At 73.3% G+C, this 17225-nt stretch carries 16 protein-coding genes; 13 read left to right on the top strand and 3 right to left on the bottom strand.

Annotation, left to right across the window (positions count from 1 at the left end):
• The first annotated feature begins 17 nt into the window (after positions 1-17).
• From ACSLIC_RS10715 to ACSLIC_RS10685, 7 genes are all read left to right on the top strand, one after another.
• Complete coding sequence (locus ACSLIC_RS10715; RefSeq protein WP_436737444.1) at positions 18-1253, top strand: MFS transporter; 1236 nt, start codon at positions 18-20, stop codon at positions 1251-1253.
• Positions 1204-2376, top strand: a complete 1173-nt coding sequence (locus ACSLIC_RS10710; protein ID WP_436737443.1) for an acetoin utilization protein AcuC — start codon at positions 1204-1206, stop codon at positions 2374-2376. The genes ACSLIC_RS10715 and ACSLIC_RS10710 overlap by 50 nt, the downstream gene beginning before the upstream one ends.
• 122 nt (positions 2377-2498) lie before the next feature.
• Positions 2499-3350 (top strand): phosphatase, encoded by an 852-nt coding sequence (locus ACSLIC_RS10705; RefSeq protein ID WP_436737442.1) that lies wholly within the window; start codon positions 2499-2501, stop codon positions 3348-3350.
• Between the two features lie 128 nt (positions 3351-3478).
• Positions 3479-3688, top strand: a complete 210-nt coding sequence (locus ACSLIC_RS10700) for a helix-turn-helix domain-containing protein (RefSeq protein WP_003948846.1) — start codon at positions 3479-3481, stop codon at positions 3686-3688.
• 144 nt (positions 3689-3832) lie between these two features.
• Positions 3833-3931, top strand: coding sequence for a 30S ribosomal protein bS22 (locus ACSLIC_RS10695; protein WP_003948845.1), 99 nt, complete (start codon positions 3833-3835; stop codon positions 3929-3931).
• 208 nt (positions 3932-4139) lie between these two features.
• Positions 4140-5201: an NAD-dependent epimerase/dehydratase family protein gene (locus tag ACSLIC_RS10690; RefSeq protein ID WP_436737441.1), complete on the top strand. Its 1062-nt coding sequence runs from the start codon at positions 4140-4142 to the stop codon at positions 5199-5201.
• A 13-nt stretch (positions 5202-5214) separates the two neighbouring features.
• Positions 5215-6198 (top strand): lysophospholipid acyltransferase family protein, encoded by a 984-nt coding sequence (locus tag ACSLIC_RS10685; protein ID WP_436737440.1) that lies wholly within the window; start codon positions 5215-5217, stop codon positions 6196-6198.
• Between the two features lie 512 nt (positions 6199-6710).
• Here ACSLIC_RS10685 and ACSLIC_RS10680 read toward each other — a convergent pair.
• The 3 genes from ACSLIC_RS10680 to ACSLIC_RS10670 all read right to left on the bottom strand — a co-directional run bounded on the left by ACSLIC_RS10680 (position 6711) and on the right by ACSLIC_RS10670 (position 10420).
• Positions 6711-7949, bottom strand: coding sequence for a DUF5667 domain-containing protein (locus ACSLIC_RS10680; RefSeq protein ID WP_436737439.1), 1239 nt, complete (start codon positions 7947-7949; stop codon positions 6711-6713).
• A 287-nt stretch (positions 7950-8236) separates the two neighbouring features.
• Positions 8237-9040, bottom strand: coding sequence for an ECF subfamily RNA polymerase sigma factor, BldN family (locus ACSLIC_RS10675; RefSeq protein ID WP_436737438.1), 804 nt, complete (start codon positions 9038-9040; stop codon positions 8237-8239).
• 414 nt (positions 9041-9454) lie between these two features.
• A complete protein-coding gene (locus ACSLIC_RS10670; protein ID WP_436740337.1) occupies positions 9455-10420 on the bottom strand; it encodes an HAD family hydrolase in 966 nt (321 codons plus the stop codon).
• Between the two features lie 172 nt (positions 10421-10592).
• On the opposite strand from ACSLIC_RS10670, the gene ACSLIC_RS10665 reads away from it, so the two are divergent.
• From ACSLIC_RS10665 to hemB, 6 genes are all read left to right on the top strand, one after another.
• Positions 10593-10874, top strand: coding sequence for a glutaredoxin family protein (locus ACSLIC_RS10665; RefSeq protein WP_436737437.1), 282 nt, complete (start codon positions 10593-10595; stop codon positions 10872-10874).
• A 304-nt stretch (positions 10875-11178) separates the two neighbouring features.
• Entirely contained in the window at positions 11179-11937 is a 759-nt protein-coding gene (locus ACSLIC_RS10660) for a redox-sensing transcriptional repressor Rex (protein ID WP_436737436.1), read from the top strand.
• Positions 11934-13340 (top strand): glutamyl-tRNA reductase, encoded by a 1407-nt coding sequence (locus tag ACSLIC_RS10655; RefSeq protein WP_436737435.1) that lies wholly within the window; start codon positions 11934-11936, stop codon positions 13338-13340. Before ACSLIC_RS10660 ends, ACSLIC_RS10655 begins: the two co-directional genes overlap by 4 nt.
• The gene (hemC, locus tag ACSLIC_RS10650) at positions 13337-14308 is read left to right on the top strand and encodes a hydroxymethylbilane synthase (RefSeq protein ID WP_436737434.1); all 972 of its coding nucleotides are present in this window, start codon (positions 13337-13339) and stop codon (positions 14306-14308) included. The genes ACSLIC_RS10655 and hemC overlap by 4 nt, the downstream gene beginning before the upstream one ends.
• Before the next feature lie 23 nt (positions 14309-14331).
• Positions 14332-15969, top strand: coding sequence for a uroporphyrinogen-III synthase (locus ACSLIC_RS10645; RefSeq protein ID WP_436740336.1), 1638 nt, complete (start codon positions 14332-14334; stop codon positions 15967-15969).
• A gap of 121 nt (positions 15970-16090) precedes the next feature.
• Complete coding sequence (gene hemB / locus ACSLIC_RS10640; protein ID WP_436737433.1) at positions 16091-17083, top strand: porphobilinogen synthase; 993 nt, start codon at positions 16091-16093, stop codon at positions 17081-17083.
• The last annotated feature ends 142 nt before the right edge of the window (positions 17084-17225 follow it).

Here is a 17225-nt window from a genome sequence, read left to right as displayed (position 1 = left end):
TCGTACGCTCTGCGGCCATGACCGACACGCGTATGCGGCGGGGGCGGGCGTCCCTGGCGTTCAGCTTCCTCGTCCAAGGGGTGGCGTTCGCGCTGCTCGTCACCCGCATCCCGGCGATCCAGGACCGGTACGGGATCCCCGACGCCCAGTTGCCCGCCTTCCTCGCCGCCGTTCCGGTGCTCGCCGGCGTCGGCAGCGTGGCCACCGAGCGGCTCGTCCGCAGGGTCGCGCCCAGCCTCGTCCTGCGGTGGGCCCAGCCAGTGGTCCTCCTCGCGCTGCTGGCGGTCGGAGTCGGTCGGGGAATGATCCAAGTCGCTCTCGCGCTGGCCGTCTTCGGCCTGGCGGTGGGCGCGCTCGACGCCTCGATGAACATGCTCGGGGTCAGTCTCCAGCGGGCCCACGGGCGGTCGATCATGCTCGGCTTCCACGCGGCGTACAGCCTCGGGGGGATCGCCGGGGCCTCGCTGGCCTGGCTCGGGGCGCACGGCGGTTGGGCGCTCGGGGTGTCGTACGCGCCCGTGGTCGGGGTGCTGCTGCCGCTCGCGCTGGTGGGGAGCCGCTGGTACGTGGACGCGGTCGCCGGGCCCGTCGGCGAGACGGGCGGGACGGGGAGCGGGCGCGGGGTGGCGTTCGCCGTGCTGCTGCCGTTCTGCCTGGTGATGAGTTTCGCGTACATCGGGGACTCGACCGTTTCCAACTGGAGCGCGAAGTACCTCCAGGACGTGCTGGGGAGTTCGGAGCAGACGGCGACCGTCCCCTACAACGTCTACATGGTGATGACGCTGCTCGGGCGGACGCTCGGGGACCTCGGGGTGCGGCGGTTCGGGGCGGCGGCCGTGGTGCGGGCCGGGGCGGTGCTGGCCGCCGCCGGGTTCGCGCTGGTCGCGGGTGCGCCCGGAGTGCCGGCGGGGATGGCCGGTTTCACCCTGCTCGGTCTCGGGCTCTGCGTGCTGGTGCCGCAGACCTTCGCGGCGGCCGGGCGGATCGGCTTCGAGAAGGGCGGCCCGGCAGGGTCGGACGCGGCCGTGGCCCGGCTCAACGTCTTCAACTACGTGGGTTTCCTCGTCGGTTCGCCGCTGGTCGGCATGATCGGCGACGTCTGGGGCTACCGGGGGGCGATGCTGGTCCCGATGGCGCTGGTTCTGGTGTCCGTCGGGTATGCCCGCTCGTTCGAGGGAACCGGCGGCCGGTACGGTGACGGACATGAGCGGGCGCGCGCAGCTGATGTGGGACGAGGCGGTCACCGGCTATGACTTCGGTCCTCGCCATCCGATGGACCCGGTGCGGCTCGCGCTGACCCGGGGGCTGATCTCGGCGTACGGCGTCGACCGGCAGGTGAAGGTCACCGGGGCCAAACCCGCCGGCGACTCCACGCTGCGGCTGGTCCACCGGCAGGACTACGTGGACGCGGTCAAGGCCGTCTCCGCCGATCCGGCCTCGGCGGACGGGTCGTACGGGCTGGGGACCGAGGACGATCCGGCGTTCGCCGGGATGCACGAGGCGTCGGCGGCCATCGCCGGGCTCTCGGTCGGCGCCGCCGAGGCGGTCTGGCGCGGGGAGGCCGAGCACGCCGTGAACTTCTCCGGCGGCCTGCACCACGCCATGCCCGGCGCCGCCTCCGGCTTCTGCGTCTACAACGACGCGGCCCTCGCCATCGCCCGGCTGCTGGAACTGGGCGCCGAGCGCGTCGCGTACGTCGACACCGACGTGCACCACGGGGACGGCGTCGAGGCCGCCTTCTGGGAGGACCCCCGGGTCCTCACCATCTCCCTGCACGAGCACCCGCGCACCCTCTTCCCGTACACCGGCTGGCCTTCGGAGACCGGCGGGCCCGGTGCCGAGGGCAGCTCCGTCAACCTGCCGCTGCCAGCCGGGACCGGCGACGCCGGGTGGCTGCGGGCCTTCCACGCCGTGGTGCCCGAACTGCTGGCGGAGTTCCGGCCGCAGGTGCTGGTCACCCAGCACGGCGCCGACACCCACTTCGAGGACCCGCTCGCCCACTTCGCCATCTCCCTCGACGCCCAGCGCGCCGTGCAGCTCGCCTGCCACGGCCTGGCGCACGACCACGCCGACGGCCGCTGGGTGGCGCTCGGCGGCGGCGGGTACGCGGTCGTGGACGTCGTCCCGCGCGCCTGGACGCACCTCGCGGCGGTCGCCGCCGGGCAGCCCATCCCGCCGGAGTCGATGATTCCGCAGGAGTGGAGGCAACTCGTCTACGCCCGCACCCGGCAGCCCGGACCGATGCGGATGACCGACGGCCGCTGGCCCGTCAGCTACCGTGACTGGCAGGGCGGTTACGACCCGGCCGACCGGCTCGACCAGGCCATTCTGGCCACTCGGAAGGCGGCGTTCCCGCAGCGCGGGCTGCTGCCGTAGAAGGCGCTCGCGGCAGAACGGTGTTCGGCGGGGGCGCTCGCGGCCCCGCGAACGCTGGGCCGACCGGGGGGATTCGGGGCGAACCACGCTGCCAGGCGCCCCGATGGGTCAGCATCGCGTACGTGTCCCTCCTGCCGCCTCCGCGCACCCCGGCCCCGTCGCCCTCCCGCGCCGCCCTGCGCGCGCACCTGCTCGCCGCCGGGATCGCCGGGCCCGTAGCGACCACCCGGGAGGCGAGCCTGCGCAGCTACCGCCTCTTCGCCGCCCGCGACCCCCGGGTACTGCTCGGTCTCGACCCGGTCGGCGCCTGGCGCGAGCGTGACGTGCTGGCGCTGATGGCGCGGCGGTGCGGCGTCTGGCCCGACCCGCGCCGGACCGAGGGCGCCGACACCGTCGACCCGGACCGGACCCTGCTGGCCCTCGACCGGTTCGCCGAGCGGCTCGGAGGGGCGGTCGCCGAGGGACGGCCCGTCCTCTTCGGCACCGGGCACCCCCACCGCCTCCTCGGTTTCTACGCCGCCTTGGCGCGGGCCGTCTCGGCGGCGGGAGGGCACGTGCTCACTCCGGCGCAGGGTCGAAGTGTCGACATAACGACCCGGTTCGGTCTACGCACACACCGGATCGACTACGTACAGGGCGTCGCGTTGGTGAGAGCGGACGCGGGCCCGGGAGCGGGTTGTGAGCCGGGCGCGCACAGCCATTCGCCGCTGCCCGTACGCGTGGTGCTCGGGGTGGCCGCCGAGCGCGGGGGGCCGCTGCCCGGGCTTGTCGTGGGGGACCACGGCTGGGCCTGCGGGGCTGGTCAGCTGGGGTTCGAGGCGATCGGGCCGGCCGACACCGACGACCCCGCGCCGTTCGTCGGGGAGGCCGAGGGGCGGGTGGCGGTGGCGGTGCCGCTCGATGACGGGGTGCGGTCTGCCTGCTACGAGCCGCTGACGCGCTATGTACTCAATCGGGCGTGTCTGTCACCGTAGGAGCCCGGCAGGGGCTCCTCTTCCCCACTCGCATCACCCGCCCCTACATTGGGGAGTGAGCGCACAGAGACGAGGAGTCACCGGAGGGGAAGCCGGTGCCCGTCATGTGCGGAAGGTTCAGGTGTGACATGGCTGCTGCTGACCGGCCTCTCAACGAGGTCCAGTTTCTGACCGTGGCGGAAGTCGCCTCGGTGATGCGCGTGTCCAAGATGACCGTGTACCGCCTGGTGCACAGCGGTCATCTGCCCGCCATCCGGGTCGGAAGGTCCTTCCGCGTCCCGGAACAGGCGGTTCACGAGTACCTTCGCGACTCCTACGTGGGGGTGGAGACGGCCTGACGGCGCGGTCCGCGGGACCTCGATTACAGGCTCGGGCTCGGGACGGGTAGGCTAAGCCGACGTAGGTCGTGTGGGCCCATGCAGCCCCGCACCAATGACCCCCGGTGAACACGGGGGTTGTCCGAGAAGTGAGCGAGGGTAGTCGTGGGCTCTGTTATCAAGAAGCGGCGTAAGCGGATGGCCAAGAAGAAGCACCGCAAGCTGCTGAAGCGGACGCGTGTGCAGCGTCGCAACAAGAAGTAAGCGCCTAGCGGCGTGTTTTACGAGGCCCTTCCGCCTGTTGGCGGGAGGGCCTCGGTCTTTTGCGGACCGGGCCGCCGGCCCCGGGTCCCGGCCGGCCGGGAGGCTGCCGTTGGGCGGCCCGGTGCCATCCTGGGGCGGCGCCGAGCCGTTACCGTGAGGTGGCAGGGGTTGGCAGGGGCACAGCCGAGTGGGGAAGGCAGGCGCTGACTTGGGCAGGGTCGTGCTCGTCACGGGGGTCGCGCGTCCGCTGAGCGGGCGCTTCGTGCGGCGGGTTCAGCGGGAGGAGGGGGTCGACAAGGTCGTCGCCGTCGACTCGGTGGCGCCCGCGCACCAACTGGGGGACGCCGAGTTCGTGCGGGCCGACATCGGCAGGCCGGGTATCGCGCGGCTGCTCGCCGAGCACCGCGTCGACACCGTCGTCCACCTCGACGTCTCCGGGACGCCGCTCGGCAGCGGGGGGCGGACCTCCGTCAAGGAGGCCAACGTCATCGGGACGCTCCAACTGCTCGGGGCCTGCCAGAAGGCGCCGAGCGTGCGGCGGCTCGTCGTGAAGTCCTCCACCAACGTCTACGGTTCGGCCTCCCGCGACCCGGCCGTCTTCACCGAGACCACCCCCGCCAAGGCGCTGCCCAGCGGCGGCTTCGCCAAGGACGCCGTCGAGGTGGAGGGGTACGTACGCGGGTTCGCGCGGCGGCGGCCGGACGTGGCCGTCTGCGTGCTGCGGTTCGCCAACATCCTCGGGCCCGGCGCCGGCACCCCGCTCGCCGAGTACTTCTCGCTGCCGGTGCTGCCGACCGTCCTCGGTTACGACCCGCGCCTTCAGTTCGTCCACGAGGAGGACTGCCTGGAGGTGCTGCGCGTCGCCGCCGGGGAACCCGCCCGCGGGACGCTCAACAGCGGCACCTTCAACATCGCCGGGGACGGCGTGGTCCTGCTCTCCCAGTGCGCCCGGCGGCTCGGCAGCCCCACCGTGCCCGTGCTGCTGCCAGCGGTCACCTGGGTCGGGGTGGCGCTGCGGGCGGTCGGCGTGACCGACTTCTCCCGCGAGCAGATCCGGCTGCTCACCCACGGCCGGGTCGTCTCCACCGTCCAGATGCGGGAGACCCTCGGCTTCCACCCCGCCTGGACCACCGCGCAGACCTTCGCCGACTTCGCCCGTGCCCGGGGCCAAGGACCCCTCCCGCCGCAGGCCGTGGCCCACGCCGTGGACAAGGTCGCCGAGGCCGTCCGCGCACCCGGCACCGCGCACCCCGTACCGAGCGCTGACTAAGGAGCAGAGCACCATGGCGGACGCCAAGGTCATCCCCTTCGACGACGACCGGCCCCGCCGTCGCCGCCCCCTCACCCCGGCCCCCGTACGGCCGCTGCCGGAGCAGCCGCGGCCCGAGCCGGCCGGGGTGCCGCAGTCCGGGCCCGCCGGGGGCGAGGGCGGCTGGGAGCGGCGGATCGCGGGCGGCCTCGCCTTCCTGCGGCGCCGGCTCACCGGCGAGTACGAGGTCGACGAGTTCGGGTACGACGAGGAACTCACCGACCAGGTCCTGATGTCGCTGCTGCGCCCGGTGTACGAGAAGTACTTCCGGGTCGAGGTGAAGGGCATCGAGAACATCCCCGCCGAGGGCGGCGCCCTGATCGTCGCCAACCACTCCGGGACGCTGCCCCTGGACGGGCTGATGCTCCAGGTCGCCGTGCACGACCTGCACCCCGCCGAACGCCGCCTGCGGCTGCTCGCCGCCGACCTCGTCTTCCGGCTGCCGGTCGTCAACGAGGTGGCCCGCAAGGCCGGTCACACCCTCGCCTGCGCCGAGGACGCCGAACGGCTGCTGGGGGCGGGCGAGATCGTCGGGGTGATGCCGGAGGGGTTCAAGGGGATCGGCAAGCCGTTCGGCGAGCGGTACAAGCTCCAGCGGTTCGGGCGGGGCGGCTTCGTCTCGACGGCGCTGCGCGCGGGCGTGCCCATCGTGCCCTGCTCCATCGTGGGCGCCGAGGAGATCTACCCGATGGTCGGCAACGCACGCACCCTCGCCCGGGTGCTGGGGCTGCCGTACTTCCCGCTGACGCCGACCTTCCCGTGGCTCGGGCCGCTCGGCGCGCTGCCGCTGCCGACCAAGTGGACCATCCAGTTCGGCGAGCCGATCCCCACCGACGGGTACCCGCCGGAGGCGGCCGAGGACCCCATGCTCATGTTCAACCTCACCGACCAGGTGCGGGAACAGATCCAGCACACGCTCTACAAGCTGCTGGTGCGGCGGCGGTCGGTCTTCTTCTGAGTCCAGGTTCGCCCGCCGCCCTCAGGAGCGGTCCGGGCACCCGGGCTCGGCGGGAAGTTCGCAAGAGGGCGTCCGCGAGCCGGGCCGCGCCCGGGGCCAGCCCGGACGCCGCCGGCCTGCTCGCCGCCGAGGTGGAGCGAGGCGAGGGTGGCCGGGCCAGGGGCAGGGCGGCCGGGGTGACCTCGGCCGAGACGTCGTCGCCGGTACGCGGCAGCCACACCCCGTCGACGTGACCGGCCGGGTCGGCCACCCGCAGCGTCAGCGCAGTCCGGGCGGTTAGGCGGGCGGTCAGCGCGGCGGGCGGGTCGAGCAGGCGCAGCCAGAGTCGGTCGGCCGGGTGCGGGTGCGGGTGCGGGGTAGGGGCAAGGGGCTCGGGGACGTCGGTGGTGAGCGGGGCCCGTCGGTCGTCCGGGGAGACCAAGGGCGGGGCTGTTCCCCGCCTCGTGGGGTCCGGGAGCACGCCGAAGGGCCCCACCGCGGTGGGGCCCTTCGGGCGCACGGAGCCCGGTCGGTCAGTCCCGGTCGCCGGCGTCGATACCCAGGCCGGGGAGGAGGCCGGGGAGGAGGGGCGGGAGGGTGACGTCCGGGTCGGCACCGGGCTCGCGCTGCTCCTGCGAGGGGGCGGGGGTGTCCTGACCGCTCCGGGGCGGGTCGAGCAGGCCGCCCGTCGAGCCGCCGAGGAGGCCCTCGCCCTGCTCGTCGCCGGCCGACGGCTTCGGGCTGCCCTTCTCTCCGGTGCCGCCCTGGCCGCCGCCCTCGCGCTCCGCCGAGCCGGACGGGTCCGGCTCGCCGGGGTCCGCCGAGCCGGACCCGGCGGGCGGGGCCGAGCCGGGAGCGGGGGAGCCGCCCGGCCGGTCGTCCTGGGCGGGAGCGCCGGGCAGCAGCGAGCGCAGCGGCTCGACCGCTGCCTCCATGGCGTCGAAGACCTCGCTCACCTGGTCGCTCACGTCGAACAGGGTCGGCGGGAGCTGGTCGCGCAGCGAGGTCCAGGTGGCCCGGTGCGAACGGGAGAACGAGGAGAGCTGCTGGATCGGCTGGAGCGAACCGCCCTCCTGGTACGCGTCGCTGAGCAGCCGGTGGCCCTGGCCGGCGTCGTGGTGCACGGCGCTCAGGGCCCGGCGGATCTCGGCGAGCGATTCGTGGTCCAGGGAGCCCGAGCGGCCGCGCTCCATCAGTCGGCGGACCTCACTCAGCCGGGTCGAGGCGTGGTCGAGGTAGATCACGCCTCGGTCGGCCGCGTCACCGGCCATGCCGAGCTTGATGTCCTCCATGCCGCGCTTCAGCCCGTAGAGGGAGTCACCGGGGAGGGCGTCGGAGCTGGCCGCGGCCACGCCGCCGAAGGCTCCCGCGGCGACGCCCACCGTGAGCCCGCCCGCGGCGAGGCCCTTGGTGAGGCGGGAACGGGGGCGGAGTTTCCGCAGGGGGCTGGCCCGGTGCGCGCGGCGGCCGGAACGCTGCTCGGGCACCGAAGGGTCCGGGGCGGAGCCGGCCATCGCCTCCATCGCGGCGACCAGCTGCGCGCGCTGGACGGTTCTCACCTCGGGGTCCAGTTGGGGTCTGGGCACTTCGCCGAGCTCGGCTGCCAGTGAGAGCATCCTGCTCTCCTCGACGCGCTCCGTGGGAGCCGCGCCGGGCTGCTCCCCGGACGCCGCCGGTGGCCGGGCCTCGGCCGCCTGGCCCGGGGGCGTCTGCTCCTCCAGGGCCTGGGCGAAGGCGTTCGCCCGCCGGTGTGCCGATACATTCGCGATCACGGGCGGCACCTCCTCTCGTCATGACGGTCGACTTCCCGCGCGATCCGGGAGTTCCGCACCGCGGCGCCGTCCACCCGATCGAGTGAGGGCGGGGCTGCTGAAGCGCATCCGGGGGAAGTCTGCAATCCCCCCAACGACTGGCCCGGCCCGGTGGTTACGGAACTGCCGCGATCGGTCCGCGGAACCCAGCGAACAGCCACGCACGGCCAGTTGACGGGCACGGTGCGTGGCGGTCGGCGGACGGCGAACCTGGGCGCGGGACGGGCGGGACGGTGGTGCGGGAACGGTCAGCGGGCGTCGTCCGGGAGCAGGCGGGCCAGGGTGCGGACCGCCCGGTACTGGAGGGTTTTGATCGCGCCCTCGTTCTTCCCCATGACGCGTGCGGTCTCGGCGACCGACAGGCCCTGGAGGAATCGGAGCGTGACGCATTCCTGCTGCTGGGGGTTGAGGCGTCGGACGGCGTCGAGGAGGGCGGCGTTGGAGAGGGACTCCAGGACGGAGTCCTCCGGACTGCGTTCGACCTCGTTGGCGTCGAGCATCTCGCCGGTGGTGACTTCGAGGCGGAAGCGGCTCGACTTGAAGTGGTCGGCGACCAGGTTGCGGGCGATGGTGACCAGCCAGGCGCCGAAGTCGCGGCCCTGCCAGGTGAAGGTGCCGATCCTGCGCAGGGCGCGCAGGAAGGTCTCGCTGGTCAGGTCCTCGGCGGTGGCCTTCCCGCCCACCCGGTAGTAGATGTAGCGGTAGACGGTGTCGCTGTACTGGTCGTACAGCTTGCCGAACGCCTCGGCCTCCCCGTCCTGGGCGCGTTCGACCAGCTCCATCATGCGGGCGCTGTCGCTGTCGGCCGCGGGACGGCGGGCCGTGGTGGTGCCTCCGCCGCGGCGGGCGGAGCCGGTGCGGCCCCGTCTGCCGACGGCGGCGCCGCTTTCGGCGAGGGCGTAGGCGGAACCGGCGGACCCGGGCGAGGGGAGCGCGGGGGCGGCGAGGGCGGGGACGGCGTAAACGGTGGGGACGAAGCTGCGCAGGCGGTCTACGACCGTCGCGCGCAGCGTAGCCAGGCCCGAGGCGTCAACCCCGACGTGTGGGTACACGGGACTCCCAGAGGCAGAGCTTCCATCACGTACGGTGCGTCGCCGTTCACTCGATGTGGCGGTGTGAGGCACCGGAATTGCGTCTGAGGAGAATAACGCTTCGTATAGGCGGCGCTACACCGAGTTGCTCAAATCACCGATTGCGACGGTTCCGTGGCCCTTATCGGTCTGTTCGCTTGGCACAGAGTGATCGCCAGCTGATCGGAAGAGTCCGTATTTCGGCCGTGCGAGGGACGTGTTGTGGTCGTCTCGGGTGAATGTGCGTGCCGTGGGGCGCGGCGGGGTAAGAACGCCGTCTTGTCGGGTAGTCGGTCCGGCCGGGGCGTGCGGTGGCGCGAAGGGCGCGCGGACGGGGCGTGTACGCCGAAGGGCCGCCCCCGAAGTTCCGGAAGGGCGGCCCTGTGCGCGCCTCGGTCAGGAGCGGCGGCGGTGGATGGCGACGGCGGCGGCGGTGCCGCCGGCCAGCGCGCCGACCCCTGCGGCGGCCGGGATGCCGATCTTGGCGGCCTTGCGCCCGGTCCGGTAGTCCCGCAGCCGCCAGTCGTGCTCGCGGGCGTGCTTGCGGAGCTTGGCGTCGGGGTTGATGGCGTAGGGGTGGCCGACCAGCGAGAGCATCGGGATGTCGTTGTGCGAGTCGCTGTACGCGGCACAGCGGTCGAGGTCCAGGTCCTCGGCGGCGGCCAGTGCCCGGACCGCCTCGGCCTTGGCCGGGCCGTGCAGCGGCTCGCCGACCAGGCGTCCGGTGTAGACCCCGCCGACCGACTCGGCGACGGTGCCCAGCGCCCCGGTCAGGCCGAGCCTGCGGGCGATGATGGTCGCGGTCTCCACCGGCGCCGCCGTCACCAGCCAGACCCGCTGGCCCGCGTCGAGGTGGGCCTGGGCCAGGGCGCGGGTGCCGGACCAGATGCGGCCGGCGAGGTACTCGTCGTAGATCTCCTCGCCGATCGACATGAGTTCGGCGACCCGGTGGCCCTTGACGATGGAGAGGGCGGACTCGCGGGCGTCCTGCATGTGCGCCGGGTCCTCGGTGCCCGCGATCCGGAAGTACGCCTGCTGCCAGGCGAAGCGGGTCAGCTCGCGGCGCTCGAAGAACTTCCGCTTGTACAGGCCGCGGCCGAAGTGGAAGAGGGCGGCGCCCTGCATCACCGTGTTGTCCAGGTCGAAGAAGGCGGCGGCGCGTTCGTCCCCGGCGACCGGGAACTCCGGCTCGGCCGGCTTCTCCCCGGCGGGGGCGGTGACTTCGGTGGCCCCGGCCTCCAGTGCCGCCTCCGGCGCCCGGGAGGTCTTGCGGGCCGCCTCGGCGCTCGCCTCACCCGCCAGCACGCTGCGCGCGGTGGCTTGGCGTCTGCGGGGGGTCAGCCATTCCCAGGAGAGGCGCATCCTCAGCGGGTTCCGGCCGGACTTGCCGTCGGGCGTGGGAAGGGGCATGTCGAGAGCATAGTCAGTCCCGGGTGCGCGCCCGGACCCCGGAGGGTGCCCGGTCGTGAACGCCTTCCGGCCGGGCGCGTGGCGGCCCCCCCGGCGCGCGGGGCGCGGAGGGGGGCGGGCCACAATGGGCGGCATGAGTCCGGTGTTCCGTCGTGCGAAGAAGGCTCCCGCCGAGCGGGTCGTCACCCTGGTGGGCAAGCCCGGGTGTCATCTCTGCGATGACGCCCGCGAGGTGGTGGCGGCGGTCTGCGCCGAGGTGGGCGCGGCGTGGGAGGAGAAGGACATCCTCCAGGACCAGGCGCTCCACGACGCCTACGAGGAGCAGATCCCCGTGGTCCTCGTCGACGGGGAGCAGCACGACTTCTGGCGCGTCAGCCCGGACCGGCTGCGGAAGGCGCTGAGCTGACCGCGTGCCCGGCCGCGCAGGCGGGGTGTTTCGGCCGGGCGGCGGTGCGGCGGGCGGGCGGTGGTCGGGGGGTGAACGGCTGGGTTTCCGCGTAGGCGCAGGTCCGGAGCGGTTTTTCAGTGACGTGCGGTGCGGGTCGGACGGTTCCCGTACCGGCTGGTAAGTGTGCGTGACACCGGTCACTTTGGGTGGACAAATAGGACACCATCTTTGTGCACGCGTTCACAAAGGCATAGCCTGCACGGGACGGGGCGGTCTGCGCAGGCGCGACCGCCCACAGCCTCGCTCTACCCGCAGGAGCACCGTGGCAACTGGCCGAACTCACCGACCGGCGACCCGCAGCCGAGGAATCCCCGAGGCCACGGTCGCCAGGCTTCCGCTCTACCTGCGAGCCCTCACCGCGCTGTCGGAGCGCTCCGTCCCCACGGTCTCCTCCGAGGAGCTGGCGACGGCGGCGGGCGTCAACTCGGCGAAGCTGCGCAAGGACTTCTCGTACCTCGGCTCCTACGGGACGCGTGGGGTCGGCTACGACGTCGAGTACCTCGTGTACCAGATCTCCCGCGAACTCGGGCTGACCCAGGACTGGCCCGTCGTCATCGTCGGCGTCGGCAACCTCGGCGCGGCCCTCGCCAACTACGGCGGCTTCGCCTCGCGCGGCTTCCGGGTCGCCGCCCTGCTCGACCAGGACCCGGGGCTGACCGGCCGCATCGTCGCCGGCGTGCCCGTCTCGCACACCGACGACCTGGAGCGGATCGTCACCGAGAACGGTGTCTCCATCGGCGTCATCACCATCCCCGCCGGCGGCGCCCAGCAGGTCTGCGACCGGCTCGTGGCCGCCGGGGTCACCTCCATCCTGAACTTCGCGCCGACCGTCCTCTCCGTGCCCGAGGGCGTCGACGTGCGCAAGGTCGACCTCTCGATCGAGCTCCAGATCCTCGCCTTCCACGAGCAGCGCAAGGCCGGCGAGGACACCACCGTGCCCGCCGCCGACCTGCCCGCGGAGCCGCGGACCAGCCCGCGCAAGGGACCCGACGGGGACGTTCCCGCCGTGATGCCGGCATGAGTCTTCTCGTCGTGGGGCTGAGCCACCGCAGCGCGCCGGTGAGCATCCTGGAACGCGCCGCGCTCAGCGCCGACGCACAGGCCAAGCTCCTCCAGGACGTGCTCGCGGTCGAGCCCGTCGTCGAGGCGTCCGTCCTCGCCACCTGCAACCGCATCGAGCTCTACGCCGACGTGGACAAGTTCCACGCCGGCGTCGCCGAGGTCTCCACCCTGCTCGCCCGGCGCAGCGGGGTCGGCCTGGACGAACTCACGCCGTACCTCTACGTGCACTACGAGGACCGCGCCGTCCACCACCTGTTCTCGGTGGCCTGCGGACTGGACTCGATGGTGGTCGGCGAGGGGCAGATCCTCGGGCAGATCAAGGACGCCCTCGCCACCGCGCAGCGGCTGCACACCGCCGGACGGCTGCTGAACGACCTGTTCCAGCAGTCCCTGCGGGTCGGCAAGCGCGCGCACAGCGAGACCGGCATCGACCGCGCCGGCCAGTCCCTGGTCACCTTCGGCCTGGAGCAGTTGGCCGGGGGTGAGCAGGTCGCCGACTGGGCCGCCAAGAAGCGCGCCCTGATCATCGGCGCCGGCTCGATGTCCTCGCTGGCCGCCGCCACCCTGGCTCGCGCCGGGGTCCAGGAGGTCGTGGTCGCCAACCGCACCCTGGAGCGCGCCGAGCGGCTCGCCGAGATCCTCGCCCAGCCCGGCGGGGCCGGCGGCGCCGAGGGCTTCACCGCCCGCGCCGTGCCGATGGCCTCGGTCAGCGGTGAGCTGGCCCGCGCCGACATCGCCGTCTCCTGCACCGGCGCGACCGGCCTGGTCCTCACCGCCGACGCGGTCGCCGCCGCCGTCGCCTCCCGTACCGAGGGCGACCCGCTGAACCTGCTCGACCTGGCCATGCCGCGCGATGTGGACGCCGCCGTGCACCGCGTGCCCGGCGCCCGCCTGGTCGACATCGAATCGCTCGCCGAGGCGTCCGCCGACGCCCCGATGGCCGCCGACGTGGACGCGGTGCGCACCCTCGTCTCCGAGGAGGTCGCCGCCTTCGGCGCGGCCCAGCGCGCCGCCCACATCACGCCGACCGTGGTCGCCCTGCGCACCATGGCCGCGGACGTGGTGGCCGGCGAGATGGGGCGGCTCCGCGGCCGTCTCCCCGACCTCGGCGAACGCGAGCAGGCGGAGATCACCCAGACCGTCCGCCGCGTCGTCGACAAGCTCCTGCACGCTCCGACCGTGCGGGTCAAGCAGCTGGCCCAAGAGCCCGGGGGTGCCGGATACGCCGACGCCCTGCGGACCCTCTTCGACCTGGACCCGCAGACGGTCGCGGCCGTCAGCCGGGCCGACCACGGGGCGCGCGGCGACAGTGCCGCACCCGCCCGCACCAACACGGACGACCTGAATCGAGACCGGTCATGACCGAGAAGGCATTGCGACTCGGGACCAGGCGCAGCAAGCTCGCCATGGCCCAGTCCGGACAGGTGGCCGACGCCGTCCACCAGTTGACGGGGCGGCCCGTCGAGCTGGTGGAGATCACGACGTTCGGCGACACCTCCCGCGAGCACCTGGCGCAGATCGGGGGCACCGGCGTCTTCGTCGCCACCCTGCGCGAGGCGCTGGTGCGCGGGGAGGTGGACTTCGCGGTGCACTCGCTCAAGGACCTGCCGACGGCCCAGCCGGACGAGCTGGTGCTGGCCGCCGTGCCGACCCGCGAGGACCCCCGCGACGTGCTGATCGCCCGCGACGGGCTCCGCTTCGAGGAGCTGCCCGAGGGGGCGCGGATCGGCACCGGTTCGCCCCGCCGCATGGCGCAGCTCAACGCGTACGCCCGGGGGCGCCGGAAGGCGATCGAGACCGTGCCGATCCGGGGGAACATCGACACCCGGATCGGTTTCGTCCGCAGCGGTGAACTGGACGCGGTGGTACTCGCCGCGGCCGGAATGCACCGTGTCGGCAGGAGCGACGAGGTGACCGAGTACCTCTCGGTCGACATGATTCTGCCCGCCCCCGGTCAGGGGGCCCTGGCGATCGAGTGCGCCGCCGGCCATGAGGCCGACGGGCTGCAGATCGCCGCCGTGCTCGCGGAGCTCGACGACCCGGTCACCCGGGCCGCCGTCACCGCCGAGCGCTCTCTGCTCGCTGCCCTGGAGGCCGGTTGCAGCGCACCTGTGGGTGGGCTGGCCGACCTTCTGGCCGACGGGCAGGTTGTCAAGGAAATGCGCCTGCGGGGCGTCGTCGGGGCGCCCGACGGCTCCGCGCTGGTGCAGCTGTCCACCACCGGTCCCGTGCCCACGACGCATGACGAGGCGGCCGCGCTCGGCACCGAACTCGCTGCCGAGATGCTGGCCAAGGGTGCGGCCGGTCTGATGGGGGAGCGAGCACTTTGAGCCCCACCACCGCTGTAAATTCAATGTTCTCCGACCATGGGCACGTCACCTTCCTCGGTGCCGGTCCCGGCGACCCGGGGCTTCTCACTCTGCGCGCCGTCGAGGCGCTGGCCGCGGCCGACGTCCTGGTCGCGGAGGAGCAGGTGCTCGACGTCGTCAGGGCGCATGCCAGGGCGGGCGCGGACATGCCGCAACTCTCCGCTGACGAGGCGTCAACTTCCGCGGAGGCCCGCCGATTCGGCGACGCCGTCAATCTTGTCATGGGGGCCGCGCGCGGCGGAAAGCGGGTCGTGCGGGCCTTCCAGGGCGACCCGGGGCTCGACTCGGAGGCCGTCCGCGAGATGCTCGCCTGCGCCGCCGAGGGCGTCACCTTCGAGGTGATCCCCGGCATCGCGGAGGCGGTCGGCGTGCCCGCGTACGCGGGTATCCCGCTGCGCGACGAGTCCGGCGCCGACGTGCGGTTCGTCGACGCGCGCACCGCGACCGAGCGCTGCTGGACCGAGCTGGGCGCGAGCGACGGCACCGTCGTCGTCTCCACCAGCCTCGACCAGGCCGCGGCCACCGCGGGTGAACTGGTGGCGGCCGGGCGCAAGCCCGACACCCCGATGACGCTCACCGTCGCCGGGACCACCACCCGCCAGCGGACCTGGGAGGCGACGCTCGGCACCGTCGCGCAGGTCCTCAAGCAGGCCAAGGTGCTGCCTTCGCCGGATGGCGGCCGTCCGGTCATAGCCGTGGTCGGTGAGCACTGCGCGCCGGCCCGCCGCGACCAGCTCTCCTGGTTCGAGTCCAAGCCGCTGTTCGGCTGGAAGGTCCTGGTGCCGCGCACCAAGGAGCAGGCCGCGTCGCTCTCCGACCAACTGCGCTCCTACGGTGCGGTGCCGCACGAGGTGCCGACCATCGCCGTCGAACCGCCGCGTACCCCGCAGCAGATGGAGCGGGCCGTCAAGGGCCTGGTCACCGGACGCTACGAGTGGATCGCGTTCACCAGCGTCAACGCGGTGAAGGCGGTCCGGGAGAAGTTCGAGGAGTACGGGCTCGACGCGCGGGCCTTCGCCGGCATCAAGGTCGCGGCCGTCGGCGAGCAGACCGCGAACGCGCTGATCGCCTTCGGCGTCAAGCCGGACCTCGTCCCTTCGGGCGAGCAGTCGGCGGCCGGGCTGCTGGAGGACTGGCCGCCGTACGACCCGGTCTTCGACCCGATCGACCGGGTGTTCCTGCCGCGTGCCGACATCGCCACCGAGACCCTGGTGGCGGGGCTGATCGAGCTGGGCTGGGAGGTGGACGACGTCACCGCCTACCGGACGGTGCGCGCCTCGCCGCCGCCGGCCGACACCCGCGAGGCGATCAAGGGCGGCGGTTTCGACGCGGTCCTGTTCACCTCGTCCTCGACCGTCCGCAACCTGGTCGGCATCGCGGGCAAGCCGCACAACGTCACGGTCATCGCGTGTATCGGGCCCGCCACCGCCAAGACGGCGGAGGAGCACGGACTGCGAGTCGACGTGATGGCGCCCGAGCCGTCGGTGCACAAGCTCGCCGAGGCGCTCGCCGCCTTCGGCGCGGAGCGCCGGGTGGCCGCGCTGGAGGCCGGGGAGAGCGTGGCCCGGCCCAGTGAGCGGCGGCCGGGTGCCCGGCGCCGCAGGGCCGCCTCCTCCTCGTGAGGCGGGGGCGCTGAACCAGGACGTACCGGAGCGGGCCTACCCTTTGGGGTGGGCCCGCTCCCGCGTTCCGCGCCCGGCGCGCCCGTCCCGTTCTCGGTTCGTCGGAGTAGGTGTTGTGGTCGTGAGTGCGTACGGATCGTTCCCCGGTAGCCGTCCCCGCAGGCTGCGGAGCAGTGCGGTGATGCGCCGGATGGTCGCCGAGACCCGGCTCCATCCGGCCGACCTGGTGCTGCCGGCCTTCGTCCGCGAGGACATCCGCGAGCCGGTGGAGATCGGCTCCATGCCCGGCGTGTACCAGCACACCCGCGACAGCCTCCGCAGGGCCGCCGCCGACGCCGTCGCCGCCGGGATCTCCGGGATCATGCTCTTCGGCGTGCCCGAGGAGGCCAAGAAGGACGCCCTCGGCACGGCCGGCACCGACCCCGACGGCATCCTCCAGCAGGCCCTGCGCGACGTCCGCGCCGAGGTCGGCGACGACCTGCTGGTCATGTCCGACCTCTGCCTCGACGAGTTCACCGACCACGGCCACTGCGGCGTCCTCACCGCCGACGGCCGTGTCGACAACGACGCCACCCTGGAGCGGTACGCCGAGATGGCCCAGGTGCAGGCCGACGCCGGCGCCCACGTGGTCGGCCCCAGCGGCATGATGGACGGCCAGGTCGGCGTCATCCGCGACGCCCTCGACCAGACCGGCCACGAGGACGTCGCGATCCTCGCCTACACCGCCAAGTACTCCTCGGCCTTCTACGGCCCCTTCCGCGAGGCCGTCGGCTCCTCCCTCAAGGGCGACCGCAAGACCTACCAGCAGGACGCCGCCAACGTCCGCGAGTCCCTGCGCGAACTCGCCCTCGACCTGGAGGAGGGTGCCGACATGGTCATGGTCAAGCCGGCCGGCCCCTACCTGGACATCCTCGCCAAGGTCGCCGAAGCCTCCGACGTCCCCGTCGCCGCGTACCAGATCAGCGGCGAGTACGCCATGATCGAGGCCGCCGCCCAGCGCGGGTGGATCGACCGCGACGCGGCCGTCCTGGAGTCGCTGACGGGGATCAAGCGGGCCGGGGCGCAGATCATCCTCACGTACTGGGCCACGGAGGTGGCACGGAGGCTGGGGTGACCGCACCCGGCTGACCTGGGACGGCTCCGGCGCCCGCCTTCGGGTGGGGCCGGGGCCGTTCTCGTGGGGCGAGGACGTCCACCAAGGGGCCTGAGAGGTGATTGCCGGGGACGGCCGGGGCGGATTCGGGCCTCATGGCTGA

Source organism: Streptomyces sp. BBFR102 (genome assembly GCF_051397025.1).
Lineage (GTDB): Bacteria > Actinomycetota > Actinomycetes > Streptomycetales > Streptomycetaceae > Streptomyces.
This window is presented reverse-complemented; position numbering and strand designations above follow the sequence as displayed.

Coding starts and splice junctions, on each gene's coding strand:
- ACSLIC_RS10715 (WP_436737444.1), top strand. CDS start 18: ATGACCGACACGCGTATGCGGCGGGGGCGGGCGTCCCTGGCGTTCAGC.
- ACSLIC_RS10710 (WP_436737443.1), top strand. CDS start 1,204: ATGAGCGGGCGCGCGCAGCTGATGTGGGACGAGGCGGTCACCGGCTAT.
- ACSLIC_RS10700 (WP_003948846.1), top strand. CDS start 3,479: ATGGCTGCTGCTGACCGGCCTCTCAACGAGGTCCAGTTTCTGACCGTG.
- ACSLIC_RS10685 (WP_436737440.1), top strand. CDS start 5,215: ATGGCGGACGCCAAGGTCATCCCCTTCGACGACGACCGGCCCCGCCGT.
- ACSLIC_RS10670 (WP_436740337.1), bottom strand. CDS start 10,420: ATGCGCCTCTCCTGGGAATGGCTGACCCCCCGCAGACGCCAAGCCACC.
- ACSLIC_RS10665 (WP_436737437.1), top strand. CDS start 10,593: ATGGGCGGCATGAGTCCGGTGTTCCGTCGTGCGAAGAAGGCTCCCGCC.
- ACSLIC_RS10655 (WP_436737435.1), top strand. CDS start 11,934: ATGAGTCTTCTCGTCGTGGGGCTGAGCCACCGCAGCGCGCCGGTGAGC.
- hemC (WP_436737434.1), top strand. CDS start 13,337: ATGACCGAGAAGGCATTGCGACTCGGGACCAGGCGCAGCAAGCTCGCC.
- ACSLIC_RS10645 (WP_436740336.1), top strand. CDS start 14,332: ATGTTCTCCGACCATGGGCACGTCACCTTCCTCGGTGCCGGTCCCGGC.